The organism is Methylobacterium sp. FF17 (assembly GCF_025813715.1).
GTDB classification, from domain to species: domain Bacteria; phylum Pseudomonadota; class Alphaproteobacteria; order Rhizobiales; family Beijerinckiaceae; genus Methylobacterium; species Methylobacterium flocculans.
This window is the reverse complement of record NZ_CP107532.1, coordinates 2,445,723-2,465,178: the sequence shown is the minus strand read 5'-3', so window position 1 is coordinate 2,465,178 and position 19,456 is coordinate 2,445,723. Positions and strand designations below refer to the sequence as shown.

Here is a 19,456-nt window from a genome sequence, read left to right as displayed (position 1 = left end):
CACCACCGAAGACCGACCTCGCCTCGAAGGACGCCCAGCCGGGAACGTCGGTGGTGCAGCGACACGGCAACTTCACGGCAGGACGAGATGATCCCCACCTCGGCGACTGCGCCCGAGGCTGCTGGCGACCACCCTGCTCTTCTTACTGGCCTCGTCGTGGCCGACAGCGCACCCGACAGCGACGCCCATCTTCCCGTACCCTGCCATCTTGCCGGCTCTCCACCGACCATAGCACTCATGATGCAGGCCTTGGCCTCTGCCGCGTTCAGGTCGGGCGGATGCCCGAGTACGGGATCGGACTCCGCCGGGGATACGGACGAGCGAGGAGGATACCCGGTGCTGGGATGCGCCAATCGCGGTGCTCGCGCTTTAAGGGCTCTATGCGCCACCGCTCGCAATTCTAGATCGCAGGCACTGCCACGGTGTGGCCACCGGGGGTTTCCGTGGTGGCTTGAGACACTTCTGCTCTGCACCTCTCATCCGCCAGGCGCCAACGCGTTTCCGAACTGAGCTTCGCCTTCACGTCAGCCAGTTCGATCGCCAAATCCTTGGCCTTCGACAGCGCTTTGCGCCGAGAGTACAGGGCCGTCCCGACAACGCTGTTCATCAGCACGATGACGCCAGCCATGGCTGGAAGCGCAATCTGCACCCAAGTCGGCAACGCGAAGAAGGCGATCAGCGCCGAAGATGGGTCGAACGAATATCCATTGATCATGGGCCACCTCCGGAAACGGCGCGAAGCCGTCATACGTCGTTCTTATGGCATTTTCGTTTCGTCAAAATCATCGGCCATGAGCGCAAGTCAATCTACAGCTTCCTGTGAGGGCAGGAACGTGCTGGTCGCCCAGCGGCGTGCAAAGGATTGTTCCCCGCGCGTTGGCCATCCGGGCATTCTCAGGAAACGGTGAAATTATAAATATACTGATTTGGGTTCGGGATCCTTCGGCCTCAGACGATGAGGCGATAGTCCTCGCCGGAGCATCGGCCACCCTCATGCTGTTTTGAGCACTCGGCGGCGCATCGTGCAGCCCGCAGCGGCTTGCGATTGGTACGTGGCCGCCGTCTCGAACAACGCGAACCCTCAAACGTTACTCACCGCCACCCCGGCCTAACACGAGGCGCTCTAATGGCAGTCGATTTCCGCTCGGAACTGCGTCGCCCTCTCACGTTCAGCCTCGGGGTTGTGGCTCTCGTGCTGCTGCTGTGGCTGCTGATCGTGACGGTGGTTCACGGCAGACAGCGGCGCGCCTACGAGGCGCAGCTCGCGGCACAGATGGAAAGCCAGATTGCCCTTCAGGGAGAGTTCGCTAGGCAGCGCAACGCTTTAGGGACAGTGAGCGAGTTGCAGGAAAAGGCAGCTCTGGTCGAGGCTCAGCGGCGACGGGGCAGCGAGTTGGTTGCCGAGGCGGTGGCGCAGATCGCCGCCCTGAAGGCGACCCAGGCTGCTGCGGAGGCGCGTGCGGCCGAGGCCGGAAAAGCCGCTGAACAGGAAGCCAAGCGCTACGCGGATCTTCAGGCAAAGGCACAGACGCTCGAACCTCTGCGCCAAGCGATCTCCGAAGCCGAACAGGGCGCGGCGACCCGCACTCAGGAGCTTGCAGATCTCGACCGCATGATCGAGGCCGCTCGGCAGCAGGAGGCCAAGCTGCGCTCTGATCTCAAGGGCTTGGCGCAGGACGTCGAAACGAAGGCTGCGAACAACGCGAAGTTCGAGCAATCGCAGCAGCAGGCGCAAGAGGCCGCCGCTGCTGCAAAGAAGGAGCTTTCCGAGGCGAAGGCCGGAAGCGCGCAAGCCGCCAAACAGCGCCAGGATACCGAGCAGGCCCTCGATGAACTGAAGTCAAAAGGCGACCAGCTTGCCGCCACCGTGACCCAGACCAACCAGCAGCTCGATCAGGCTCGTCGGAGTCTCACCCTCACGCAGGACGACCTGTCCCGTGCGCAAGCCGAGAGGGGCAGCCTCATGGCCCAGCGCGCGGAGGCCCAGAACGCCCTCAAGGCTCTGAGCGTCGAACGCGAGCACCTGAGTGCGAGCGTCACCGAAGCCAATCAAACACTTGAACAGGTGCGTTTCAACCTGACGGCCATCCAGAAGGACGTGGACGCAGCCCAAGGGCGTCGAGACAGGCTCGTCGCCGAGCAGGCACAGCTCGAGAAAGCGATTGCCGATCAGACGGCCAATCGAGACAAACTCGCCGCAGCTCTGACGCAAGCCAACCAACAACTCCAGAAAAGCCGCGATGGCTTGAGCAAGGCGCAGCAGGAGATCACGCGTTCGCAGGCTCAGCGTGAGGAATTGGCGTCTCAGAGCAGCCAATTGCAGTCTGTGGTTGCGAAACTGGATGCCGAACGGAAGCGCAGTGCAGCCGAACTGGATGCTTTAAGGAAGCAGCAGACCGAGGCACAGGCGCAGCTCGCGACACTTACTGAGAATGTATCGACCCGTAACAAGGAGGTGGCCGACTTGGAGAGCCGCCTCGGCTCTACCCGCATCGAACTCGCAGACACACAGAACAAACTCGCGGACATCCGCAAGCAGCTCTCCGGACAACCCACTCTGGATGGGACGCCATCCGAGGTCCCCGCTGAGTCCCGGTAAAGGCGCTTCCTTTTTGCGAGCTTCGAACGGCCGGAACCAAGATTCCGCTGCCTCTGCAACAGCACACCTCTCGTCTGCCACTCCGCGGGCGCGCGGCGCGGTGGGCGGCGCAACAGAAGCAAAACGGGGCTCGACGGGACGGCGTTCCCGGTCTGCCCGTTCCCATCTCAATCACCGCTTCTGCATAAACGGCTCACGTCGGGAAGATGAACGCCTCCGATTCGCACAGGCGGGCCTATCTGGTGCCCACCCACCTCGGCCGTTGCAGGGCGTCCCAGAGGGACGCGAGAAGCGGGCTTTCGCCCGGTGTTATGATCCCGCGGTGTCATTGCCGGTGTCAGCGGGTGTTCGGCTCCGCCGCGATGCGGGCGCGGATAGCATCCAGGAGGCCGCCCTCGAACATCAGGGCCGAGCCGTAATGGTATTCGATGTCGAAGGCGCGGCGCGAATTCATGGCGAGAGAGGCGCTGTGGAGGGCGAGGAGACGGCCGTTCGCGTCGAATAGGCCCGAACCGGAGCCGCCGTAGCCGTTATTGCAATCGTGGCGGACGCGCCGGATCGCATCCTCGCTCGGCGGGTCGACCTGGCGGATCTTGCAGACCTCGAGGCTGCTCTGACCTGGATAATTGGCGTGGCCGCCGGGCGAGACCATAACGACCGGGACCGCCTCGGATCCGCTGGGTAGATCGGGGGCAGCCGGGACCGGCTGCGGGCGAACGCCCTCGGCGGGTTGCGCGAGGTCGACCAGCGCCCAGTCGTCGGTGATGTGCAGCGACATCGCCCCCGGCACGGTGCCGAGCCGAAGCGTATCGGGCGCGAAGTCGTAGTTCCGGCCGCCGATCTGAAAGAAGCACTCTGCGATGTCGCGTATCGGCGCCAGGTGCCGGTTGCGGACATTGTGGGCGTTCATGACGACGAGCCTCCGGCTGCCGATCAACCAGGCGGCGGCGGCCTTCCGGGGAAGGCCGTCCGATCGGCAGTACAGCACGCCGGCACCGGGATAGCGCTCATAATCCGCCCCCTCGATCTCGCGCCGGGCGTCTTGCGGATAGAGGGCTGCCCATCGCGGCCCGTCGTCCGCCAGTCCGCGATGAGCCAAACCGAGCGCGAACCCAAGCCAAGCGAACCCGAGCAAGACCTGCGCAGCGGCGGTGGGCAGGCGCCGCCTTGTCCGGATGACCCGCATCGCTCCGTTCCCGTCGGCCAAGCGCTTACTCGTCGGCCGCTTGATGAACCGACACGCAGATCTTCACAGCCTGCTCCAGCTTGGTGTCGCGCGGATTGCCGATATTGGCGGTCTCTTCGAGACAGCGGACGAAGTACTCCCTGTCGAGTCGGGGCGAGAGGCTGGAGAACGCCTTTCCCATCCGGGTCGCGAACTCGACCCTGTCCGCCGTCGGCGTCCGCGGCCAGAGCGCGACCGGATCATCCAGGGTCAGCCGGGCGGCCTCGACGGGCGATCCGGCCCCGACGATCAGACATAATAAAAAACTAAGACGAAAGGTTATCATCACAAGGCTCTTGCTCGCCTGGGAAGGGTTTCCATCGTCCTAAGCATCAATCTGCCGACGCACGTCTGTCAATTATCTTCTCCTGCGGCATGACGGAGGGATATTCGGCCTTTTCCCATTCCGGATCGCAAACGCCCGATTGCCGAATGCTCCCAAGAAAAAAGTGCCATCTGGCGGCAGACATTCCGACAAGCAAGTGCTTTTATAAATAGCCAGCCGGTCAGTAATAAAACTTTCATAAGAAGAACAGCATCATAATAACTTCTTATGAATACGACGAGACACTGAGAAGAATACAGAGTCTTGTCCTGACCCGGCGAAATCAAAGGCTGTGCCGGACCTCAACCGGTCAACGGATGCGGCAATCAGGGTAGGAGACGTTCGGATGAACAGGTTTCTGGCTTCGGTCTCGGTACTGGCCATCGGCGCCCTCGCGCCCGTCGGCCTGCCGAGCATCGCCTCGGCGAACGACAAGCTCATCGCGATGGCAAAGGATGATGCCAATTGGGTAATGCCGGGTAAGAACTACGACTCGGACAATTACAGCCCGCTCAAGCAGATCAACACCAGCAACGTGAAGGACCTGAAGGTCTCGTGGTCGTTTTCGACCGGCCTCCTCAACGGCCACGAGGGCGCCCCGGTGGTCGTGGACGGGAAGATGTACGTTCACACCTCCTTTCCCAACAACACCTTCGCGCTCGGTCTCGACGATCCTGGCAAGATCCTGTGGCAGGACAAGCCCAAGCAGAACCCTGCCGCCCGCGCGGTGGCCTGCTGCGATCTCGTGAACCGCGGCTTGGCCTACTGGCCCGGCGACGGCAAGACCCCGGCGCTGATTCTGAAGACGCTGCTCGACGGCAACGTCATGGCGCTCAACGCGGAGACCGGCGAGACGGTCTGGAAGGTCGAGAACTCCGACATCAAGGTCGGCTCGACGCTCACGATCGCGCCCTACGTGGTCAAGGACAAGGTCATCATCGGTTCGTCCGGGGCTGAACTTGGCGTGCGCGGTTATCTCACCGCCTACGATGTGAAGACCGGTTCACAGGTCTGGCGCGCCTACGCCACCGGCCCGGACAAGGACCTGCTGCTGGCCGACGACTTCAACATCCGCAATGCCCATTACGGCCAGAAGGGTCTTGGCACCTCCACCTGGGAGGGCGATGCCTGGAAGATCGGCGGCGGCACCAACTGGGGCTGGTACGCCTATGATCCCGGCACCAACCTGATCTACTTCGGCACGGGCAACCCGGCGCCCTGGAACGAAACCATGCGTCCCGGCGACAACAAGTGGACCATGACCATCTTCGGTCGTGACGCGGATACGGGTGAGGCCAAGTTCGGCTACCAGAAGACTCCGCATGACGAGTGGGATTACGCAGGCGTCAACGTGATGATGCTCTCGAACCAGAAGGACAAGGACGGCAAGGACCGTAAGCTCCTGACCCATCCGGACCGCAACGGCATCGTCTATACGCTCGACCGCACCGACGGCTCGCTGGTTTCCGCCAACAAGATCGACGACACCGTCAACGTGTTCAAGTCGGTGGACCTGAAGACCGGCCAGCCGGTGCGCGATCCCGAATACGGCACCCGCATGGACCATCTCGGCAAGGACATCTGTCCCTCCGCGATGGGCTACCACAACCAGGGCCACGATTCCTACGACCCGGAGCGCAAGCTCTTCTTCATGGGCATCAACCACATCTGCATGGATTGGGAGCCCTTCATGCTGCCTTACCGTGCCGGCCAGTTCTTCGTCGGTGCCACACTGAACATGTATCCCGGCCCGAAGGGCGATCGCCAGAACTACGAAGGTCTAGGCCAGATTAAGGGCTACAACGCCATCACCGGCGAGTTCAAATGGGAGAAGATGGAGCGCTTCGCCGTTTGGGGCGGGACCACGGCGACGGCCGGTGGCCTGGTGTTCTACGGAACGCTCGACGGCTACATCAAGGCGCGCAACTCGGACAACGGAGACCTTCTCTGGAAGTTCAAGATGCCGTCCGGCGCCATCGGTTACCCGATCACCTATACCCACAAGGGTGAGCAGTTCGTTGCCATCTACTATGGCGTCGGTGGCTGGCCAGGTGTCGGCCTCGTCTTCGACCTTCAGGACCCGACCGCCGGTCTCGGCGCAGTGGGCGCGTTCAAGAAGCTCGCGAACTACACTCAGATGGGCGGCGGCGTGATGGTGTTCTCGCTGAACGGAAAGGGCCCCTACGACGATCCGAACGTCGGTGAGTACCAGACGGCGGCCGCGAAGTAGTCCGGCGAGTCGGCCGGCAAGTAGGCCGAGCGCTTCCTCCCCCCGCGGGCCTACTCCGGGTTCCGCGTGTGGGGGGCACCAGAGGACTCCCTCTCCTAAAAGGAGAGGGTTGGGGTGAGGTGTGTGAGCTTTCCGGAGAATCCGCGCGCCTCGCCCTGTCCCTCTCCTCCCAGGAGAGGGGACCCGCGCATCCTGCGAGATCAACTGAACGCGCCGGTCGACCCTGGACGAGCTCGAGATCCGCTGGGACGCGGACTGCGCGAAAGTCCGGAAACGATCCGACCATCGAGAACAACGGAAACACTCTCATGTCCTTCGCCAAAGGATGCCTGTCCGTCGCCGCATTCCTCGCCCTCGGCGGGGCCGCATTCGCGCAAGGCACCACGCAAGCCGGCACGAAATCCGCGCCCGACGACAGGGTGCTCCGGGTCTGCGCCGCCAACCAGCCACCGCTCTCCCTGAAGGACGGCAGTGGGCTCGAGAACCGGATCGCGTCCGCGGTCGCCGACGCCATGGGGCGCAAGGCCGAGTTCGTCTGGTCGGACAAGGCGGCGATCTACCTGGTGCGTGACAGCCTCGACAAGAAGCTCTGCGACGTGGTGGTGGGGCTCGACAGCGACGACCAGCGCGTGCTGACCACGAAGCCCTATTACCGCAGCGGCTACGTCTTCATCACGCGCGCCGACCGCGACCTCAACGTGAAGTCCTGGGCGGACCCGCGCCTCAAGACCGTCGACCACATGGTGGTCGGTTTCGGCACGCCGGGCGAGGTCATGCTGAAGGATATTGGCCGCTACGAGGAGGATATGGCCTACCTCTACTCGCTGGTGAACTTCCGCGCGGCGCGCAACACCTACACGCAGATCGATCCGGCCCGGATGGTAAGCGAGGTCGTGAACAACAAGGCCGATGTGGCGGTCGCCTTCGGCCCGGATGTCGCTCGCTATGTCAAGGATTCCGGTCAGGCCCTGCGCATGACCCTGGTCCCGGACGACACCACCCGCAGCGACGGCCGCAAGATGCCTCAGAGCTTCGACCAGTCCATGGGCGTCCGGCGCGGCGACGAGGCGTTGAAAGCTGCCCTCGATGCGGCGATCGCGAAGGCCAAGCCGCAGATCGAGGCCATCCTGAAGCAGGACGGCGTGCCCGTCGTCGCTGCAACGAACTGACGTCAGGTCCGTCCGCGACACCGTCGAGAACCCCTCCCCGTTTCATCGCCGGACCCCGCGAAGGAGTCCGGCACAGCCGAGCCCGGTCGCTTCAGACGACCGGCGCCATCAGGTCGATTTCATGCGTGATTTCCACGGCATCCTAGCCGTCTGCTTCAGTCTCGTCGCGGTCCTGGGCGGGGTCGCCGCCCTGGCGCAGCCCGCCGCAGGCCCCCAGAGCGGCTTCGTCTTCCGCAACACCGTCACAGGGGAGCAACTCGACATCGCTCAGGGTAAGGAGGGCGGTCGCGATACGCCGGCGGTCAAGCAGTTCCTCCAGACCGGTAAGAACGCATACATCGACGACAAGTCCTGCCTACGGAACGGTGAATCGCTCTTCGCAACCTCTTGCTCCGGGTGTCACGGCCATCTCGCCGAGGGCAAGCTCGGGCCGGGACTCAACGACAATTACTGGACCTATCCGTCCAACACCGAGGATACCGGCCTCTTCGCCACGATCTTCGGCGGCGCCAACGGGATGATGGGGCCGCACAACGAAAATCTGACGCCGGATGAGATGATCCAGGTCATCGCCTGGATCCGACACCTCTATACAGGTCCCGTCAAGGATGCGGTCTGGCTCAACGCCGACCAGAAGAAGAATTACACGCCCTACAAGCAGGGTGAGATCTTCCCCAAGGACGTGAAGGGCCAGTGCCCCCCGCTGGCCGATTGATGTCCCAGGAAGTCACGGCGCCATCCGTGAGCGACCACGGCGCACAGCCGCAACGACGATCAACGCACAAGCGATCGATAGAGGAGACGACCATGCGGACATTCATCACGGCCCTGGCGATCGGTGCAGGCGCCCTGCTCGCGGTTCCGGCGCTGGCCTATGACGGCACCAAGTGCAAGGCCGCCGGCAATTGCTGGGAGCCCAAGCCCGGCTTCCCCGAGAAGATCGCCGGCACCAAGTACGACCCGAAGCACGACCCCAAGGAACTGAACAAGCAATCCGAGTCGATCCGGGCGATGGAGGAGCGCAACAAGAAGCGCATCGAAGCCGCCAAGAAGTCCGGCAAGTTCGAGTACGACGTCACCAAGCTCTCCTCGAACTAACCGCGCCGTTCGACGCGCGTCGGCGCGATCGCCCTCTCCCCGCCTCGGGAGAGGGCGGCTGCGGTGCAGGCGAGAGCGGGTGCGGCCGCTTCGAAACAGGTCGCGCCCATCCGATCCGGCTCGCAGGCCATCGTCTCCCACGAAGGCGGGACCAGGATTCGGTCCTCCGAAGGCAGTCCATGAACCAGTTCCGCTCCGGCGACGCGATGCTGACCGACTGGCGCGAGGCCGCCGTCCGCTTCGAACGCGCGGTCTCGGGCGCCGTACTCGGCCAGGACCGGGCAATCCGGCTCCTGACCATCGCGCTGTTCGCGCGCGGCCACGTTCTCCTCGAGGGCGATGTGGGCGTGGGCAAGACCACCCTGCTGCGCGCCGTGGCGAGGGCCCTCGGCGGCGCTTACGAGCGCGTCGAGGGCACCGTCGACATGATGCCCACCGACCTCGTCTACCACACCTACCTCGCCGAGGACGGGCGCCCCCGCGTCGAGCCCGGCCCCGTGCTGCGGCAATCCAAGGACCTGTCGATCTTCTTCTTCAACGAGATCAACCGGGCCCGGCCGCAGGTCCACGCGCTGCTCCTGCGCCTCATGGCCGAGCGCACGCTCACAGCGTTCAACCGAGAGTACCGGTTTCCCAACCTGCAGGTCTTCGCCGACCGCAATCGCGTCGAGCGCGAGGAGACCTTCGAGCTGCCGGCCGCCGCCCGCGACCGCTTCCTGATGGAGATCGGGCTGGAGGCGCCCCGCGACGCGGAGAGCCGGCGCGCCCTGGTCTTCGACCCACGCTTCCACGACACCGACGCGTTGATCGCCGGTATCGATGCGAGCGTCCTCGACCACGCCGCGATGGCGGGCATCGGGGCCGCGATCCAGCACGGCGTCCAGGCGAGCCCGGCGATCGAAGCCTACGTGATCGGGCTCTGGGAGACGCTGGTGCGGCCGGCGGACGCCGGCATTCGCCTGCCCGGCCTCGACATGGCGGCCCTGGTCCAGGGCGGAGCCTCGCCGCGCGGCGTCGCCTTCCTGGTCCGGGCCGCCCGCGTCCGCGCCTGGCTGGAGGGGCGCGACTGGATGGTGCCGGAGGACATCCGGGCCGTCTTCCCCGAGGTCATGGCCCACCGGGTCTTCCTGGAACCGGTCTACGAGATGCGCCGGTCCGCGATCATGCCCAAGCTGTGTCGGGCCGTGTTCGAGACCGTGCCGGCGCCATGATGGACATGAGCCAGCCCGACATCGTCTACCGTCCGCGCGGACGCCTGCCCGGCACCCGCCCCGGCGCGCATCGGGGCCGCGAGGCCGGCGGGCTCGGCACCTTCCGCGATCAGGTGGCCTTCCTGCGCATGCCCGACGCGCGGCGCATCGACGTGCGCGCCACCCTGCGCGATCCCTTCGAGGGCACCGTCGTGCGGCGCTTCGAGACGCGCACCCCGGTCGAGGTCTGGGCGCTCCTCGACCTGTCCGCCTCCATGCGATTTTCCGGCGAAGCCGACCGCATGGACCTGGCTTCGGCCTTCTGCGTCGGCCTCGCCGCCTCGGCGACGCGGATCGGCGACCGGTTCGGACTGATCGGCTGCGACGAGACCCTGCGGGAGGACGTGTTCCTCGCCCCCAGCCGGGCCGCGACGCGGGCTTCCGAAGTGGCCTCGTGCCTCGCGACAGTCGCCTGCACCGGGCGCGGTACTGGAGGCATGGCCCTGGCATCCCGTCGCCTCGCCGGGCGCCCCAAGATCGTCTTCCTTCTTTCGGATTTTCGCTGGTCTGAGGCGCTGATCACCGAGGTCTTCTCGGCCCTGAGCCGGCACGATCTCATCCCGATCGTGCTCGGCGACGCCGCCGAGGCGGAGGGCCTGCCGGATTGGGGCCTGCTCGAACTCGACGACCTCGAAGGCGCCGGGCGCCGGATCGTGTTCATGCGCCCGGCGCTGCGCCGGCGCTGGATCGCCCGAGAGGCTGAGCGGCTCGGGATCTTGCAGCGCCTCGCGACGGCCCATGGCCGATCGCCCTTCCACCTCGCCGGCCGTTTCGATTCCGATGCGGTCAGCCGCCACCTCCTCGGCGCATGAGGCGGATCATGCGCGCCCACTCCTTCGCCCTGGTCCTCGCCGGCCTCCTCCTGTCCGGCCCGGTCGGAGCTCAGGTGCGCTCCGTCGAAGTCCGCACGCCGCGTCCGTTCGGCTACTTCCTCGGAGACCTCGTGCGAGCCGAGATCCACCTCGTGGTCGAGCCGGGCTTCCGCCTCCAGACCGCTTCGCTACCGAGGCCCGGGGCGCTCACCTACTGGCTCGATCTGCGCGACCTCGATGCGACGGCGTCGCGATACGGTGACGCGCAGCGCGTACGCCTCGCGCTCACCTACCAGACCTTCTACGCCGCCCTCGATGCGCGTGCCCTGGAGATCCCGGGCTTCACCGTCACATTCGTCAGCGAGAGCGATCACGGGGCCACCACCGTGAAGACCGAGGTGCCGGCCTGGTCGTTCAACGTCTCGCCGTTACGCGAAGTCCAGCCGCCCGCCCGGGAGGACGCGCGCGACTACATGCGTCCCGACGGACAGGTCGGCCCCGGCGATCCGCGCCCCCTGCTCCTTGGTGCGGCCGGCTCCGCCACCCTCGCGCTCCTGGCGCTCGTCGGCTTGGCCCGGGACCGGACCTGGTGGCCGTTCCGGAGCAGGCCGGGGCGCCCATTCGGCTTGGCCGCCCGTCGCCTCCGCGGCCTGTCGCGTCGGCCCGATCCGGCGTCGCATCACCGCGACGCGCTGCTGGCGCTCCATCAGGCTCTCGATGCCGCCGCCGGTCGCCGGGTGCTGGCCGACGACCTCGGCGCGTTCCTGAGGGCCCATCCTGCCTATGCGGTCGAGGGTCCGGCGCTCGCCCGGTTCTTCGAGGCCTCCCGCCGAACCTTCTTCGGGCCCGGCCCGGAGGCGGGGCTCGGCGCGCTCGCCTTGCCCGACCTCGCCGCCCTCGCGCAGCGCCTCGCCCGCGCGGAGCGCTCAGCATGATCGATGCGCTCGCCCGGCTCTCGGTCGACCACCCGGCCGTACTCTGGCTGCTTCCCCTCGCCCTCTTGCCGCTCCTGGCCTCGGCCCAGCGCAGGGTACCCGTGGCCTCCATCGCGGCTGGGCCGGCCGACGGCCCGTCACGGGTGATCGGTGCGATCCTGCGCGCCGCCGGGATCATCGCCATCGCGGGTCTGATCCTCGCCCTGGCGGGCCCCCACCGCCAGGGCGAGCCCCTGACGCGGACCGGGATCGGAGCCCAGGTCTCGATCCTCATCGACCGCTCCGGCAGCATGAACGAGACCTTCGCCGGGCGGCAGCCCTCCGGCGTCGAGGAGTCGAAGGCCGCAGCCTCGCGCCGCCTGCTCGCCGCCTTCGTGGGGAGCCGGGCGCACGACCAGTTCGCCGTCACGGCCTTCTCGACGGCCCCCATGCTCGTGATCCCGATGACCGACAGGCACGCGGCGGTCCGGGCCGCCATCGGCGCCATCGACCGGCCGGGGCTCGACTACACCAACATCGCGCGTGGCCTCGCCATGGGGCTGTCGCAGTTCGGGCCGGCGAGCCCCGCCACGTCCCGTGCGCTGCTGCTGGTGTCGGATGGAGCGGCGGTCATCGATCCGCGCGTGCAGGATACCTTGCGGGCCGCATTCGCCCGCCTGCGGCCGAACCTCTACTGGCTCTTCCTGCGCACGAAGGGCTCTCCCTCCATCGCGGACAGGCCAGCGGGCGAGGACACCCCGCAGGCGGCGCCCGAGCGCCACCTCGACCTGTTCTTCAAGAGCCTGCGGACGCCCTACCGCGCCTTCGAGGCCGAGGGAGCGCAGGCCGTCGCCGAGGCCATTGCCCAGCTCGAGCGGCTGGAACGCGACCCGATCCCCTACACAGAGCAGCGCCCGCGCCGGGACCTCGCGGGCTTTGCCTACGCTGCCAGCTTGGCCGGACTCGTGATCCTCGTCGCGGCCAAGCTCGGCGAGGCGGACCTGCGCCGCACCGGCGCGCCCGTCATGCGGTCCCAAGCCACCGCATCCGACCCTGCGAAGCGCGCCGCATGACGTCGCCCAATACCCTGCCGTGGCACGCCTCCCGGCCCCTGAGCACCGGCCGATCCACGGTTCTTCGAACCGGGCTGGGCACGGGTTGGCGACGGTCCCGCCCGCACCTCCTGATCCTGCTGCCGATCCTGCTCGTCGCGATCGCGGTCGGCTGTGCCTCCGGAGGCTGGCGGATCTCCCGTGACAACGCCGCGATCCGGGCTCTCGCCGCCGGACAAGACCTCGCGGTTCCGGTGGACGCCGCGCCGACGCTTCTGCTCGCGCGCGTGCAGTATCTCGCCCGGCGCGGCGCGGTGGAGGCGATCGAGCCCCTCATCGACGCCCTCGACCGGTTCGGTGAGACCGAACGCGCGGCCCGCGCCCGCTTTGCCCTGGCCAACGCCCATCTGCGTCAGGCTTTCGACCACCTGGAGCGCGGCGACCTCGATCCGGCCGGCCCCCGCATCACCCTCGCGCGCCAGGAGTACCGGCGAGCCCTCCAGGGCCGGCCGGATTACTGGGACGCCAAGTTCAACCTCGACGTGGCCTCGCGCCTGATGCGCGACTTCCCCGACTTCGACCGCAAGTCCGGCGATGCACTGGCGGCAGAGCCGAAGAAGATCTGGACCGACATTCCCGGTCAGCCGCGGGGCGAGCCGTGACCTTGGGCGCCCTGATCCTGCGAAACCTGTCGGACGGACGCCTGCGCCTCCTCGCCGGAGCCCTCGGGCTGGTGGCGCTGTCTTTCGTAGCGCGTCCGTTCCCACTCACCCGCGACGGCGTCGCTGTCCTGGCGATCGTCGATATCACCGGCAGCATGAACGTGCGCGATTATGCCGGCACTGACGGAATGCCCGCGAGCCGGCTCGACACCGCGAAGGCGGCGCTGCGCAGCGTCGTCGCTGGCCTGCCCTGCGGATCGCGGCTGGCGCTCGGCCTCTTCACCGAACGCCGGCCCTTCCTGCTGTTCACCCCCATCGAGACGTGCTCCGGCTTCGCGCCCCTCGACGGCGCCCTCGCGGGGATCGACTGGCGCATGGCCTGGGAGGGCGACAGCCGGATCTCTGCCGGCCTCTTCCGCAGCATCGCCATGGCGGAGGAACTGGGCACCGACCTCGTCTTCATCACGGACGGGCAGGAGGCGCCGCCCTTGCCGAGCCGCGGCGGGCCGCCCTTCGAGGGCAGGCCGGGAGCGGTGCGGGGGCTCATCGTGGGCGCGGGCGCACCCGGCCTGTCGCCGATCCCGCGCTACGATGACCGGGGGCGCGAGACCGGCTTCTACGGAGCGGGCGACGTCCAGCAGGAGAACCGCTTCGGACCGCCCCCGGCGGATGCCGAGAGCCGCGAGGGCTATAACCCCCGCAACGCACCTTTCGGCGCCGCCGCTGCCGGGGGCACCGAGCACCTGTCTTCGGTGCGCGAGCCCTACCTGCGCAAGCTCGCCGGTGAGACCGGCCTGACCTACGCGCATCTCGATGGACCGGCCAGCCTCGGCGCTGCGCTCACGGCTACCGCAACGCCACGCCCGGTCCCGGGCCACTTCGACCTGCGTCCTGTTCTCGGCGGGGTCGCATTGCTGCTCCTGCTCGCGGCGTTCCTCGCCCCTCACCTTCGCGTCCGCAAAATCCCGACCTGGAAAAAGGCCTGATCAATGCGTCTCGGTATCCCCGCCCTCGTCCTGACCCTTCTCTCCGGCGCGGCCCTCGCCCACGGCCCGACGCCGCAGAAGGTCGACCAGAGCATCGTGATCGCGGCCAAGCCAGACGCCGTCTGGAAGGTGGTCGGCGATTTCGCGGGCATCGGCGCTTGGCATCCGGATGTCGCCAGGAGCGAGGGCAGCGGAGGCAATACATCGGGCGGCCGACGCACGATCACGCTCAAGGCGGGCGGCACTCTGGACGAGGGGCTCGATGAGATGAACGCCTCCGGGCGGAGCTACTCGTACCGCTTGTCCGATCCCGACCTGAAGGCGCTCCCGGTCTCGTCCTACTCGGCGACCCTCACGGTGTCCGCCGAGGGCGATGGCTCCAAGGTCGAGTGGCTCGGCCGCTTCTACCGGGGCGATACCGGCAACGAGCCGCCCGAAGACCTGAGCGATGCGGCCGGGCGCAACGCCATGAACCGTTACTTCGCGGATGGGCTGAGGGGCCTGAAGGCGAAGGTCGAGGGGAAGGCCGCGCCATGATTCGTGGGGTGATGATCCGGAGGGCGATGATCGAACGGCATGTCCTGGTCGGGCTGCTCCTCGGCTTCCTGCCCGGTGCGGCCGGGGCGCAGAGCGTCTACGTGGCGAGCCAGGGCGCCGGGACCCTGGTCGCTCTTGCGCCCGGATCGATAGCGGCCGGCGCCCACCTCGTGGTCGCGCGCAGCCCCGCCCAGCTGGCGCCCGGCCCCCATGGACGGCTCTATCTCACCCATCCCGACACGCGGCAGATCACGGCGGTCGACGGAGCCCGCGGCGCGATCCTGCGGACGTATTCCGTGCCCGGGCAGGCCTTCGGGATCGCGGTCTCCGCCGATGGCACGCAGCTCTATGTCAGTGACTGGGCCGGCAACCGGGTGATGCGCCTCAGTGCCGAAACCGGAGCGCTGGAAGGCGCGGTGGCGGTCGGCCACGAGCCCGCCGGCATCATCCTCGACAGGCGTGGAACGCTCTACGTGGCGGACCGGGAGAGCCGGCAGGTCAGTGTCGTCGATACCGCGCACATGAAGCGCATCGGGACGATTCCGGTCGGCGAGGCGCCCTTCGCTCTGGCGCTGAACCCGGCCGAGGACCGGCTCTACGTCGCCAACGTGCGCAGCGGCGACGTCAGCGTCATCGATACGGCCGAGAAACGGACCATCGCGACTTTCACGGTCGGCGGCATGCCCTACGGTGTCGCCGTGACCCCGGACGGCGCCCGCATCCTCGTGAGCAACCAGCAGGCCGGGACCCTGGTGGTCCTCGGGGCGGCCGATGGAGCCATAAGCGCCACCGTTCCGGTCGGCCGCTATCCGGAAGGCGTCGCCGTCACCGCGGGACAGGCCTACGTCGCCAACTGGTTCTCCGATTCGGTGTCCGTGATCGATCTGGCGAGCCTGCGTGAGACGGCCCGGATCGCGGTGCCGGACGGCCCTCGCAGCCTCGCGCTCGGGCAAGCCCGATGAAGCCCAGCGCCGGACTCTCATTCACCCTTCTCCTGGCCCTGACGGCTTGCGATGGCGGCGAGCCGGTGCAGGAGACGGCCGTCGTCGCGACGAAGTCCGATGCGGAGGTCCCGATCTGGCTCTCGCCGACGGACGGCATGGAGCCGGCACTCTGGCTCGCCCGGCGGGAGCCCGGCCAGCCCACGACGCGCGCCGCGGCGCGGAGCGACCAGCTGCGCCACAGTCTTGCACGGGCGAAGGAGACCTTCATCGAAGATCCGCGCATGATCGCAAACCGCACGGTACAACTCGGGCAGATGCTGGCCGAAGCCGGCCAACCCGAATCCTACAACGACCTTCTTGACGGTCTGGCGGCGGCGGCAGCCACGACCCGGCGAAAACAGCTCTATGGCGAACTGTGTCAGCACTACTACAACACGCGCCGCCAAGGCCTGGGGCGCACCCAGACCCTCGCACGCCTGACCGAGCGCTATGCTGCGAAGCCTGCCGCTCCGAACGCCGTTCCATGACGTCTCCCGCGACGAGCATCCTCATCGTGGACGATCATCCGGTGATCCTGAGAGGATTCCGGACCCTCATGGAGGATGTGGGAATTGAAACGATCCACGAGGCCACCACCATCGTGGAAGCCTACCGGGCGTTCTATCGACAACGCCCTGGAATGGTCCTCGCCGACCTCACCTTCGGCGCTCACGGTGTGACGGGCTTGTCCCTGATCCGACGCATTCGAAGCCTGGATCGCAGAACCCGGATCCTCGCCTTCAGCATGCACGACGATCCGACGATCGTCGCACGCGCCCTGGAGAGCGGGGCGAGCGGTTATGTCCTCAAGGACGCCCCGACCTCGGAGTTCCTCAGGGCTTTCGACGAGGTCCGGAGCGGCAGGAGCTACATCGATCACGACCTCGCCCTGGGTGTGGCCATGCTCAACGCCAACACCGGTCAGTCGCCCGTCTCAACGCTTACGGAACGGGAACTCCAGGTTCTGTCATTGATCAAGGACGGACATTCGTATCGTACGATCGCCGATAAATTAGCGATGAAGTACAAGACGGTTGTAAACATGATCTCTGCTGTCCGACGGAAGTCCGGAGCGCAAAACTTCGCGGAATTGGTCAACATTGCAATGGCGATAAAGGATTAGCCTTCGATCCTATACCATCGGGCTGTCGGTGACCTACGGCCTTGCTCTGTCCCACTACGTCGGAAGGCGCAAGGGTGTTGGAGGTACAGTTGCTGGAATGCCAGCCTGACCGTTGCCGATATCGACGGGACGATCACTGGGCAGGTCATTCAAAGCAATTTTCCCTCGAGCCGTGCAGTTGAGGGTTCAGGCTAGCCCGTTGCAACGCGGCACCACCGGCTCTCGCCAACTGTCCGTGACCCTCGTCATCAACGACGAGGCCAGGTCGGGTCAGGAGACCGTCGGCCTCATCGAAACACCTGCGCCGCATTCAGCGGGAGAACACGTTCATTATGGCCGCTCGCCCGACACGCCCTCTTGTTCAACAAGTGCCGGCAGAGGTACGGCCGCCCAAAAGGGTCGGGTATAGATGAGTATGCCAATCGAATTGAAAGGTCAGGCGCGCTTGGGGAGTGTGTATCTGCTCAACGTGATCGGCGCCAGCGAGAGCACGAGCTTCGCGCTCCGTCCGCATTTTTGGGACAGCTCGGCAAAAACCTTGGGTTAGCAAACAGAGCCTCGACGGAATACTTGGCATCAGGGATACCAAACTCTTCCCGCTTGCCAAAGCGGTCGCGCAGACCCCTAAGCACAGCGTACCAAAACCAGAAATACCGATTTTAAGGTATTTCCAAAACTTAGCGGCTCACAATGCCATTTGTAGCGCCCGACTGTATCACTCGGGCTACCCTAAGTCTCTGGCTTTGCTATTTCGTTCTGCGGATCAGCGGCTTAGCCAGCTGATGGTGCCCAGGAAAGGACTCGAACCTTCACCTCTTGCAAGACTGGTACCTGAAACCAGCGCGTCTACCAATTCCGCCACCTGGGCTCGCCGAGGCCGCTTGCGGCGCCGACGCGGGTTTCGTTTAGGCGGGGTGGGGCCAGCCGTCAATCCGCTTCCGCGGGGTTTCTCGCCGCTTCCGTCGGGATTTTTCGGCCGGCCCTTCGATTGTGGCTCAGGCCTCGTTGCGCCAGTCACGGATGTCCACGAAGCGCCCGGCCACGGCCGCCGCCGCGGCCATAGCGGGGGAGACGAGGTGGGTGCGGCCGCGATGACCCTGGCGGCCCTCGAAGTTGCGGTTCGAGGTGGAGGCGCAGCGCTCGTTCGGGCTCAGGCGGTCGGCGTTCATGCCGAGGCACATGGAGCAGCCCGGCTCGCGCCAGTCGAAGCCGGCCGCCTTGAGGATCTGGTCCAGGCCTTCCGCCTCGGCCTGCTGCTTTACCAGCCCGGATCCCGGCACCACCATGGCGGAGACGTTGGCGTGGACCTTGCGGCCCTCGACCATCTTGGCCACCGCGCGCAGGTCTTCGATGCGGCCATTGGTGCAGGAGCCGATGAAGACCCGGTCGAGGGTGATGTCGGTGATCCGGGTGCCGGGGGTCAGGCCCATATAATCCAGGGCCTTCTCCTTCGACTGGCGCTTGTTCTCGTCCAGAATCTGGGCCGGGTCCGGCACCGCGCCGGAGATCGAGACCACGTCCTCGGGGCTGGTTCCCCAGCTGACGATGGGGGGCAGGTTGGCCGCGTCGAGGCGCACCTCGCGGTCGAAATGCGCACCCTCGTCGGTTACGAGGCTTTCCCAGTAGGCTTTGGCCCGGGCGAAGGCCTCGCCCTTCGGAGCCTTCGGGCGACCCTCGACATAGGCGTAGGTGGTGGCATCCGGCGCCACCAGCCCGGCGCGGGCACCGCCCTCGATCGACATGTTACAGATCGTCATACGGCCCTCCATCGAGAGAGCGCGGATCGCCGAGCCGGCATACTCGATGACGTAGCCGGTGCCGCCGGCGGTGCCGATCTCGCCGATGATCGCCAGGATGATGTCCTTGGCGGTCACGCCGGGCGGCAGGATGCCGTCCACCGTGACGCGCATGTTCTTGGCTTTCTTCTGCAGCAGCGTCTGGGTGGCGAGCACGTGCTCGACCTCGGAGGTGCCGATGCCGTGGGCGAGCGCTCCGAAGGCGCCGTGGGTCGAGGTATGGCTGTCACCACAAACGATGGTCTGGCCCGGCAGGGTGAAGCCCTGCTCGGGACCGATCACGTGGACGATGCCCTGCCGGCGATCGAGCGCATCGTAGAACTCGATGCCGAAGTCGCGCACGTTCTCGGCCAGCGCCTCCAGCTGGATCCGACTTTCCGGATCCTCGATGCCGAAGCTGCGATCCGAGGTCTGCACGTTGTGATCCACCACCGCGAGGGTCTTCTCGGGGTGGCGCACCCGGCGCCCGGCCACGCGCAGGCCCTCGAAGGCCTGGGGGCTGGTGACCTCGTGGACGAGGTGCCGGTCGATGTAGAGGAGGCTGGTGCCATCGGGCTCGACATCGACGACGTGGTCGTCCCAGATCTTATCGTAGAGGGTGCGCGGGGCGGTCATGGCGGGACTGTTCTGGTTGTCGAACGGGAAAGGGTTTGGGTCTCCCTTTAGTAATGTTCCAGGTCGCCCGGCGAAAGTGG

19 protein-coding genes and 1 tRNA gene are annotated in these 19,456 nt (G+C 66.5%); 15 read left to right on the top strand and 5 right to left on the bottom strand.

What is annotated here, in order from left to right:
* Positions 1-400 precede the first annotated feature (400 nt).
* Positions 401-715: a hypothetical protein gene (locus tag OF380_RS11460; protein WP_264050882.1), complete on the bottom strand. Its 315-nt coding sequence runs from the start codon at positions 713-715 to the stop codon at positions 401-403.
* A 411-nt stretch (positions 716-1,126) separates the two neighbouring features.
* Between OF380_RS11460 and OF380_RS11455 the strand changes: the two genes are divergently transcribed.
* On the top strand, positions 1,127-2,599 hold the full coding sequence (locus tag OF380_RS11455) for a coiled-coil domain-containing protein (protein ID WP_264050881.1): 1,473 nt from the start codon (positions 1,127-1,129) through the stop codon (positions 2,597-2,599).
* A gap of 337 nt (positions 2,600-2,936) precedes the next feature.
* Here the strand turns inward: OF380_RS11455 and OF380_RS11450 are convergent, their stop codons facing one another.
* Both OF380_RS11450 and OF380_RS11445 read right to left on the bottom strand, forming a co-directional pair.
* Positions 2,937-3,806: a trypsin-like peptidase domain-containing protein gene (locus OF380_RS11450; RefSeq protein WP_264050880.1), complete on the bottom strand. Its 870-nt coding sequence runs from the start codon at positions 3,804-3,806 to the stop codon at positions 2,937-2,939.
* A 4-nt stretch (positions 3,807-3,810) separates the two neighbouring features.
* Positions 3,811-4,110 carry a hypothetical protein gene (locus tag OF380_RS11445; RefSeq protein ID WP_264050879.1) on the bottom strand — a complete coding sequence of 100 codons (300 nt, stop codon included), beginning with the start codon at positions 4,108-4,110 and terminating at the stop codon, positions 3,811-3,813.
* Between the two features lie 385 nt (positions 4,111-4,495).
* Between OF380_RS11445 and OF380_RS11440 the strand changes: the two genes are divergently transcribed.
* The 14 genes from OF380_RS11440 (at position 4,496) to OF380_RS11375 (ending at position 16,965) form a co-directional block, all read left to right on the top strand.
* Positions 4,496-6,379 (top strand): methanol/ethanol family PQQ-dependent dehydrogenase, encoded by a 1,884-nt coding sequence (locus tag OF380_RS11440; protein WP_264050878.1) that lies wholly within the window; start codon positions 4,496-4,498, stop codon positions 6,377-6,379.
* 308 nt (positions 6,380-6,687) lie between these two features.
* Complete coding sequence (gene moxJ, locus OF380_RS11435) at positions 6,688-7,548, top strand: methanol oxidation system protein MoxJ (RefSeq protein WP_264050877.1); 861 nt, start codon at positions 6,688-6,690, stop codon at positions 7,546-7,548.
* Positions 7,549-7,669: 121 nt separating this feature from the next.
* Positions 7,670-8,263: a cytochrome c(L), periplasmic gene (moxG, locus tag OF380_RS11430; RefSeq protein WP_264050876.1), complete on the top strand. Its 594-nt coding sequence runs from the start codon at positions 7,670-7,672 to the stop codon at positions 8,261-8,263.
* A gap of 92 nt (positions 8,264-8,355) precedes the next feature.
* Positions 8,356-8,646, top strand: a complete 291-nt coding sequence (locus OF380_RS11425) for a methanol dehydrogenase [cytochrome c] subunit (protein ID WP_264050875.1) — start codon at positions 8,356-8,358, stop codon at positions 8,644-8,646.
* A 179-nt stretch (positions 8,647-8,825) separates the two neighbouring features.
* The gene (locus OF380_RS11420; RefSeq protein WP_264050874.1) at positions 8,826-9,857 is read left to right on the top strand and encodes an AAA family ATPase; all 1,032 of its coding nucleotides are present in this window, start codon (positions 8,826-8,828) and stop codon (positions 9,855-9,857) included.
* 5 nt (positions 9,858-9,862) lie between these two features.
* The gene (locus OF380_RS11415) at positions 9,863-10,708 is read left to right on the top strand and encodes a DUF58 domain-containing protein (RefSeq protein WP_404810579.1); all 846 of its coding nucleotides are present in this window, start codon (positions 9,863-9,865) and stop codon (positions 10,706-10,708) included.
* 8 nt (positions 10,709-10,716) lie between these two features.
* On the top strand, positions 10,717-11,643 hold the full coding sequence (locus tag OF380_RS11410) for a nonribosomal peptide synthetase MxaA (protein WP_264050873.1): 927 nt from the start codon (positions 10,717-10,719) through the stop codon (positions 11,641-11,643).
* Positions 11,640-12,695 carry a vWA domain-containing protein gene (locus tag OF380_RS11405; RefSeq protein ID WP_264050872.1) on the top strand — a complete coding sequence of 352 codons (1,056 nt, stop codon included), beginning with the start codon at positions 11,640-11,642 and terminating at the stop codon, positions 12,693-12,695. The genes OF380_RS11410 and OF380_RS11405 overlap by 4 nt, the downstream gene beginning before the upstream one ends.
* Positions 12,692-13,336, top strand: coding sequence for a tetratricopeptide repeat protein (locus OF380_RS11400; protein ID WP_264050871.1), 645 nt, complete (start codon positions 12,692-12,694; stop codon positions 13,334-13,336). Before OF380_RS11405 ends, OF380_RS11400 begins: the two co-directional genes overlap by 4 nt.
* A gap of 2 nt (positions 13,337-13,338) precedes the next feature.
* Positions 13,339-14,322, top strand: coding sequence for a vWA domain-containing protein (locus OF380_RS11395; RefSeq protein ID WP_404810578.1), 984 nt, complete (start codon positions 13,339-13,341; stop codon positions 14,320-14,322).
* Positions 14,323-14,325: 3 nt separating this feature from the next.
* Positions 14,326-14,859: an SRPBCC family protein gene (locus OF380_RS11390; RefSeq protein WP_264050869.1), complete on the top strand. Its 534-nt coding sequence runs from the start codon at positions 14,326-14,328 to the stop codon at positions 14,857-14,859.
* 29 nt (positions 14,860-14,888) lie between these two features.
* Entirely contained in the window at positions 14,889-15,821 is a 933-nt protein-coding gene (locus OF380_RS11385) for a YncE family protein (protein WP_449818675.1), read from the top strand.
* Positions 15,818-16,330, top strand: a complete 513-nt coding sequence (locus OF380_RS11380) for a hypothetical protein (protein ID WP_264050867.1) — start codon at positions 15,818-15,820, stop codon at positions 16,328-16,330. Before OF380_RS11385 ends, OF380_RS11380 begins: the two co-directional genes overlap by 4 nt.
* Positions 16,327-16,965 (top strand): response regulator transcription factor, encoded by a 639-nt coding sequence (locus tag OF380_RS11375; protein ID WP_264050866.1) that lies wholly within the window; start codon positions 16,327-16,329, stop codon positions 16,963-16,965. The genes OF380_RS11380 and OF380_RS11375 overlap by 4 nt, the downstream gene beginning before the upstream one ends.
* 783 nt (positions 16,966-17,748) lie before the next feature.
* On the opposite strand, the gene OF380_RS11370 is transcribed toward OF380_RS11375, so the two are convergent.
* Positions 17,749-17,833: transfer RNA gene (locus tag OF380_RS11370), tRNA-Leu, on the bottom strand.
* A 127-nt stretch (positions 17,834-17,960) separates the two neighbouring features.
* Positions 17,961-19,376 carry a 3-isopropylmalate dehydratase large subunit gene (gene leuC / locus OF380_RS11365; RefSeq protein ID WP_264050865.1) on the bottom strand — a complete coding sequence of 472 codons (1,416 nt, stop codon included), beginning with the start codon at positions 19,374-19,376 and terminating at the stop codon, positions 17,961-17,963.
* Between the last annotated feature and the right edge of the window lie 80 nt (positions 19,377-19,456).

Excerpts from the sequence above, each read along its gene's own strand:
- OF380_RS11460 (WP_264050882.1), bottom strand. The coding sequence starts at position 715 with ATGATCAATGGATATTCGTTCGACCCATCTTCGGCGCTGATCGCCTTC.
- OF380_RS11455 (WP_264050881.1), top strand. The coding sequence starts at position 1,127 with ATGGCAGTCGATTTCCGCTCGGAACTGCGTCGCCCTCTCACGTTCAGC.
- OF380_RS11445 (WP_264050879.1), bottom strand. The coding sequence starts at position 4,110 with ATGATAACCTTTCGTCTTAGTTTTTTATTATGTCTGATCGTCGGGGCC.
- OF380_RS11440 (WP_264050878.1), top strand. The coding sequence starts at position 4,496 with ATGAACAGGTTTCTGGCTTCGGTCTCGGTACTGGCCATCGGCGCCCTC.
- moxJ (WP_264050877.1), top strand. The coding sequence starts at position 6,688 with ATGTCCTTCGCCAAAGGATGCCTGTCCGTCGCCGCATTCCTCGCCCTC.
- moxG (WP_264050876.1), top strand. The coding sequence starts at position 7,670 with ATGCGTGATTTCCACGGCATCCTAGCCGTCTGCTTCAGTCTCGTCGCG.
- OF380_RS11425 (WP_264050875.1), top strand. The coding sequence starts at position 8,356 with ATGCGGACATTCATCACGGCCCTGGCGATCGGTGCAGGCGCCCTGCTC.
- OF380_RS11420 (WP_264050874.1), top strand. The coding sequence starts at position 8,826 with ATGAACCAGTTCCGCTCCGGCGACGCGATGCTGACCGACTGGCGCGAG.
- OF380_RS11415 (WP_404810579.1), top strand. The coding sequence starts at position 9,863 with ATGAGCCAGCCCGACATCGTCTACCGTCCGCGCGGACGCCTGCCCGGC.
- OF380_RS11410 (WP_264050873.1), top strand. The coding sequence starts at position 10,717 with ATGCGCGCCCACTCCTTCGCCCTGGTCCTCGCCGGCCTCCTCCTGTCC.
- OF380_RS11405 (WP_264050872.1), top strand. The coding sequence starts at position 11,640 with ATGATCGATGCGCTCGCCCGGCTCTCGGTCGACCACCCGGCCGTACTC.
- OF380_RS11400 (WP_264050871.1), top strand. The coding sequence starts at position 12,692 with ATGACGTCGCCCAATACCCTGCCGTGGCACGCCTCCCGGCCCCTGAGC.
- OF380_RS11390 (WP_264050869.1), top strand. The coding sequence starts at position 14,326 with ATGCGTCTCGGTATCCCCGCCCTCGTCCTGACCCTTCTCTCCGGCGCG.
- OF380_RS11380 (WP_264050867.1), top strand. The coding sequence starts at position 15,818 with ATGAAGCCCAGCGCCGGACTCTCATTCACCCTTCTCCTGGCCCTGACG.
- OF380_RS11375 (WP_264050866.1), top strand. The coding sequence starts at position 16,327 with ATGACGTCTCCCGCGACGAGCATCCTCATCGTGGACGATCATCCGGTG.
- leuC (WP_264050865.1), bottom strand. The coding sequence starts at position 19,376 with ATGACCGCCCCGCGCACCCTCTACGATAAGATCTGGGACGACCACGTC.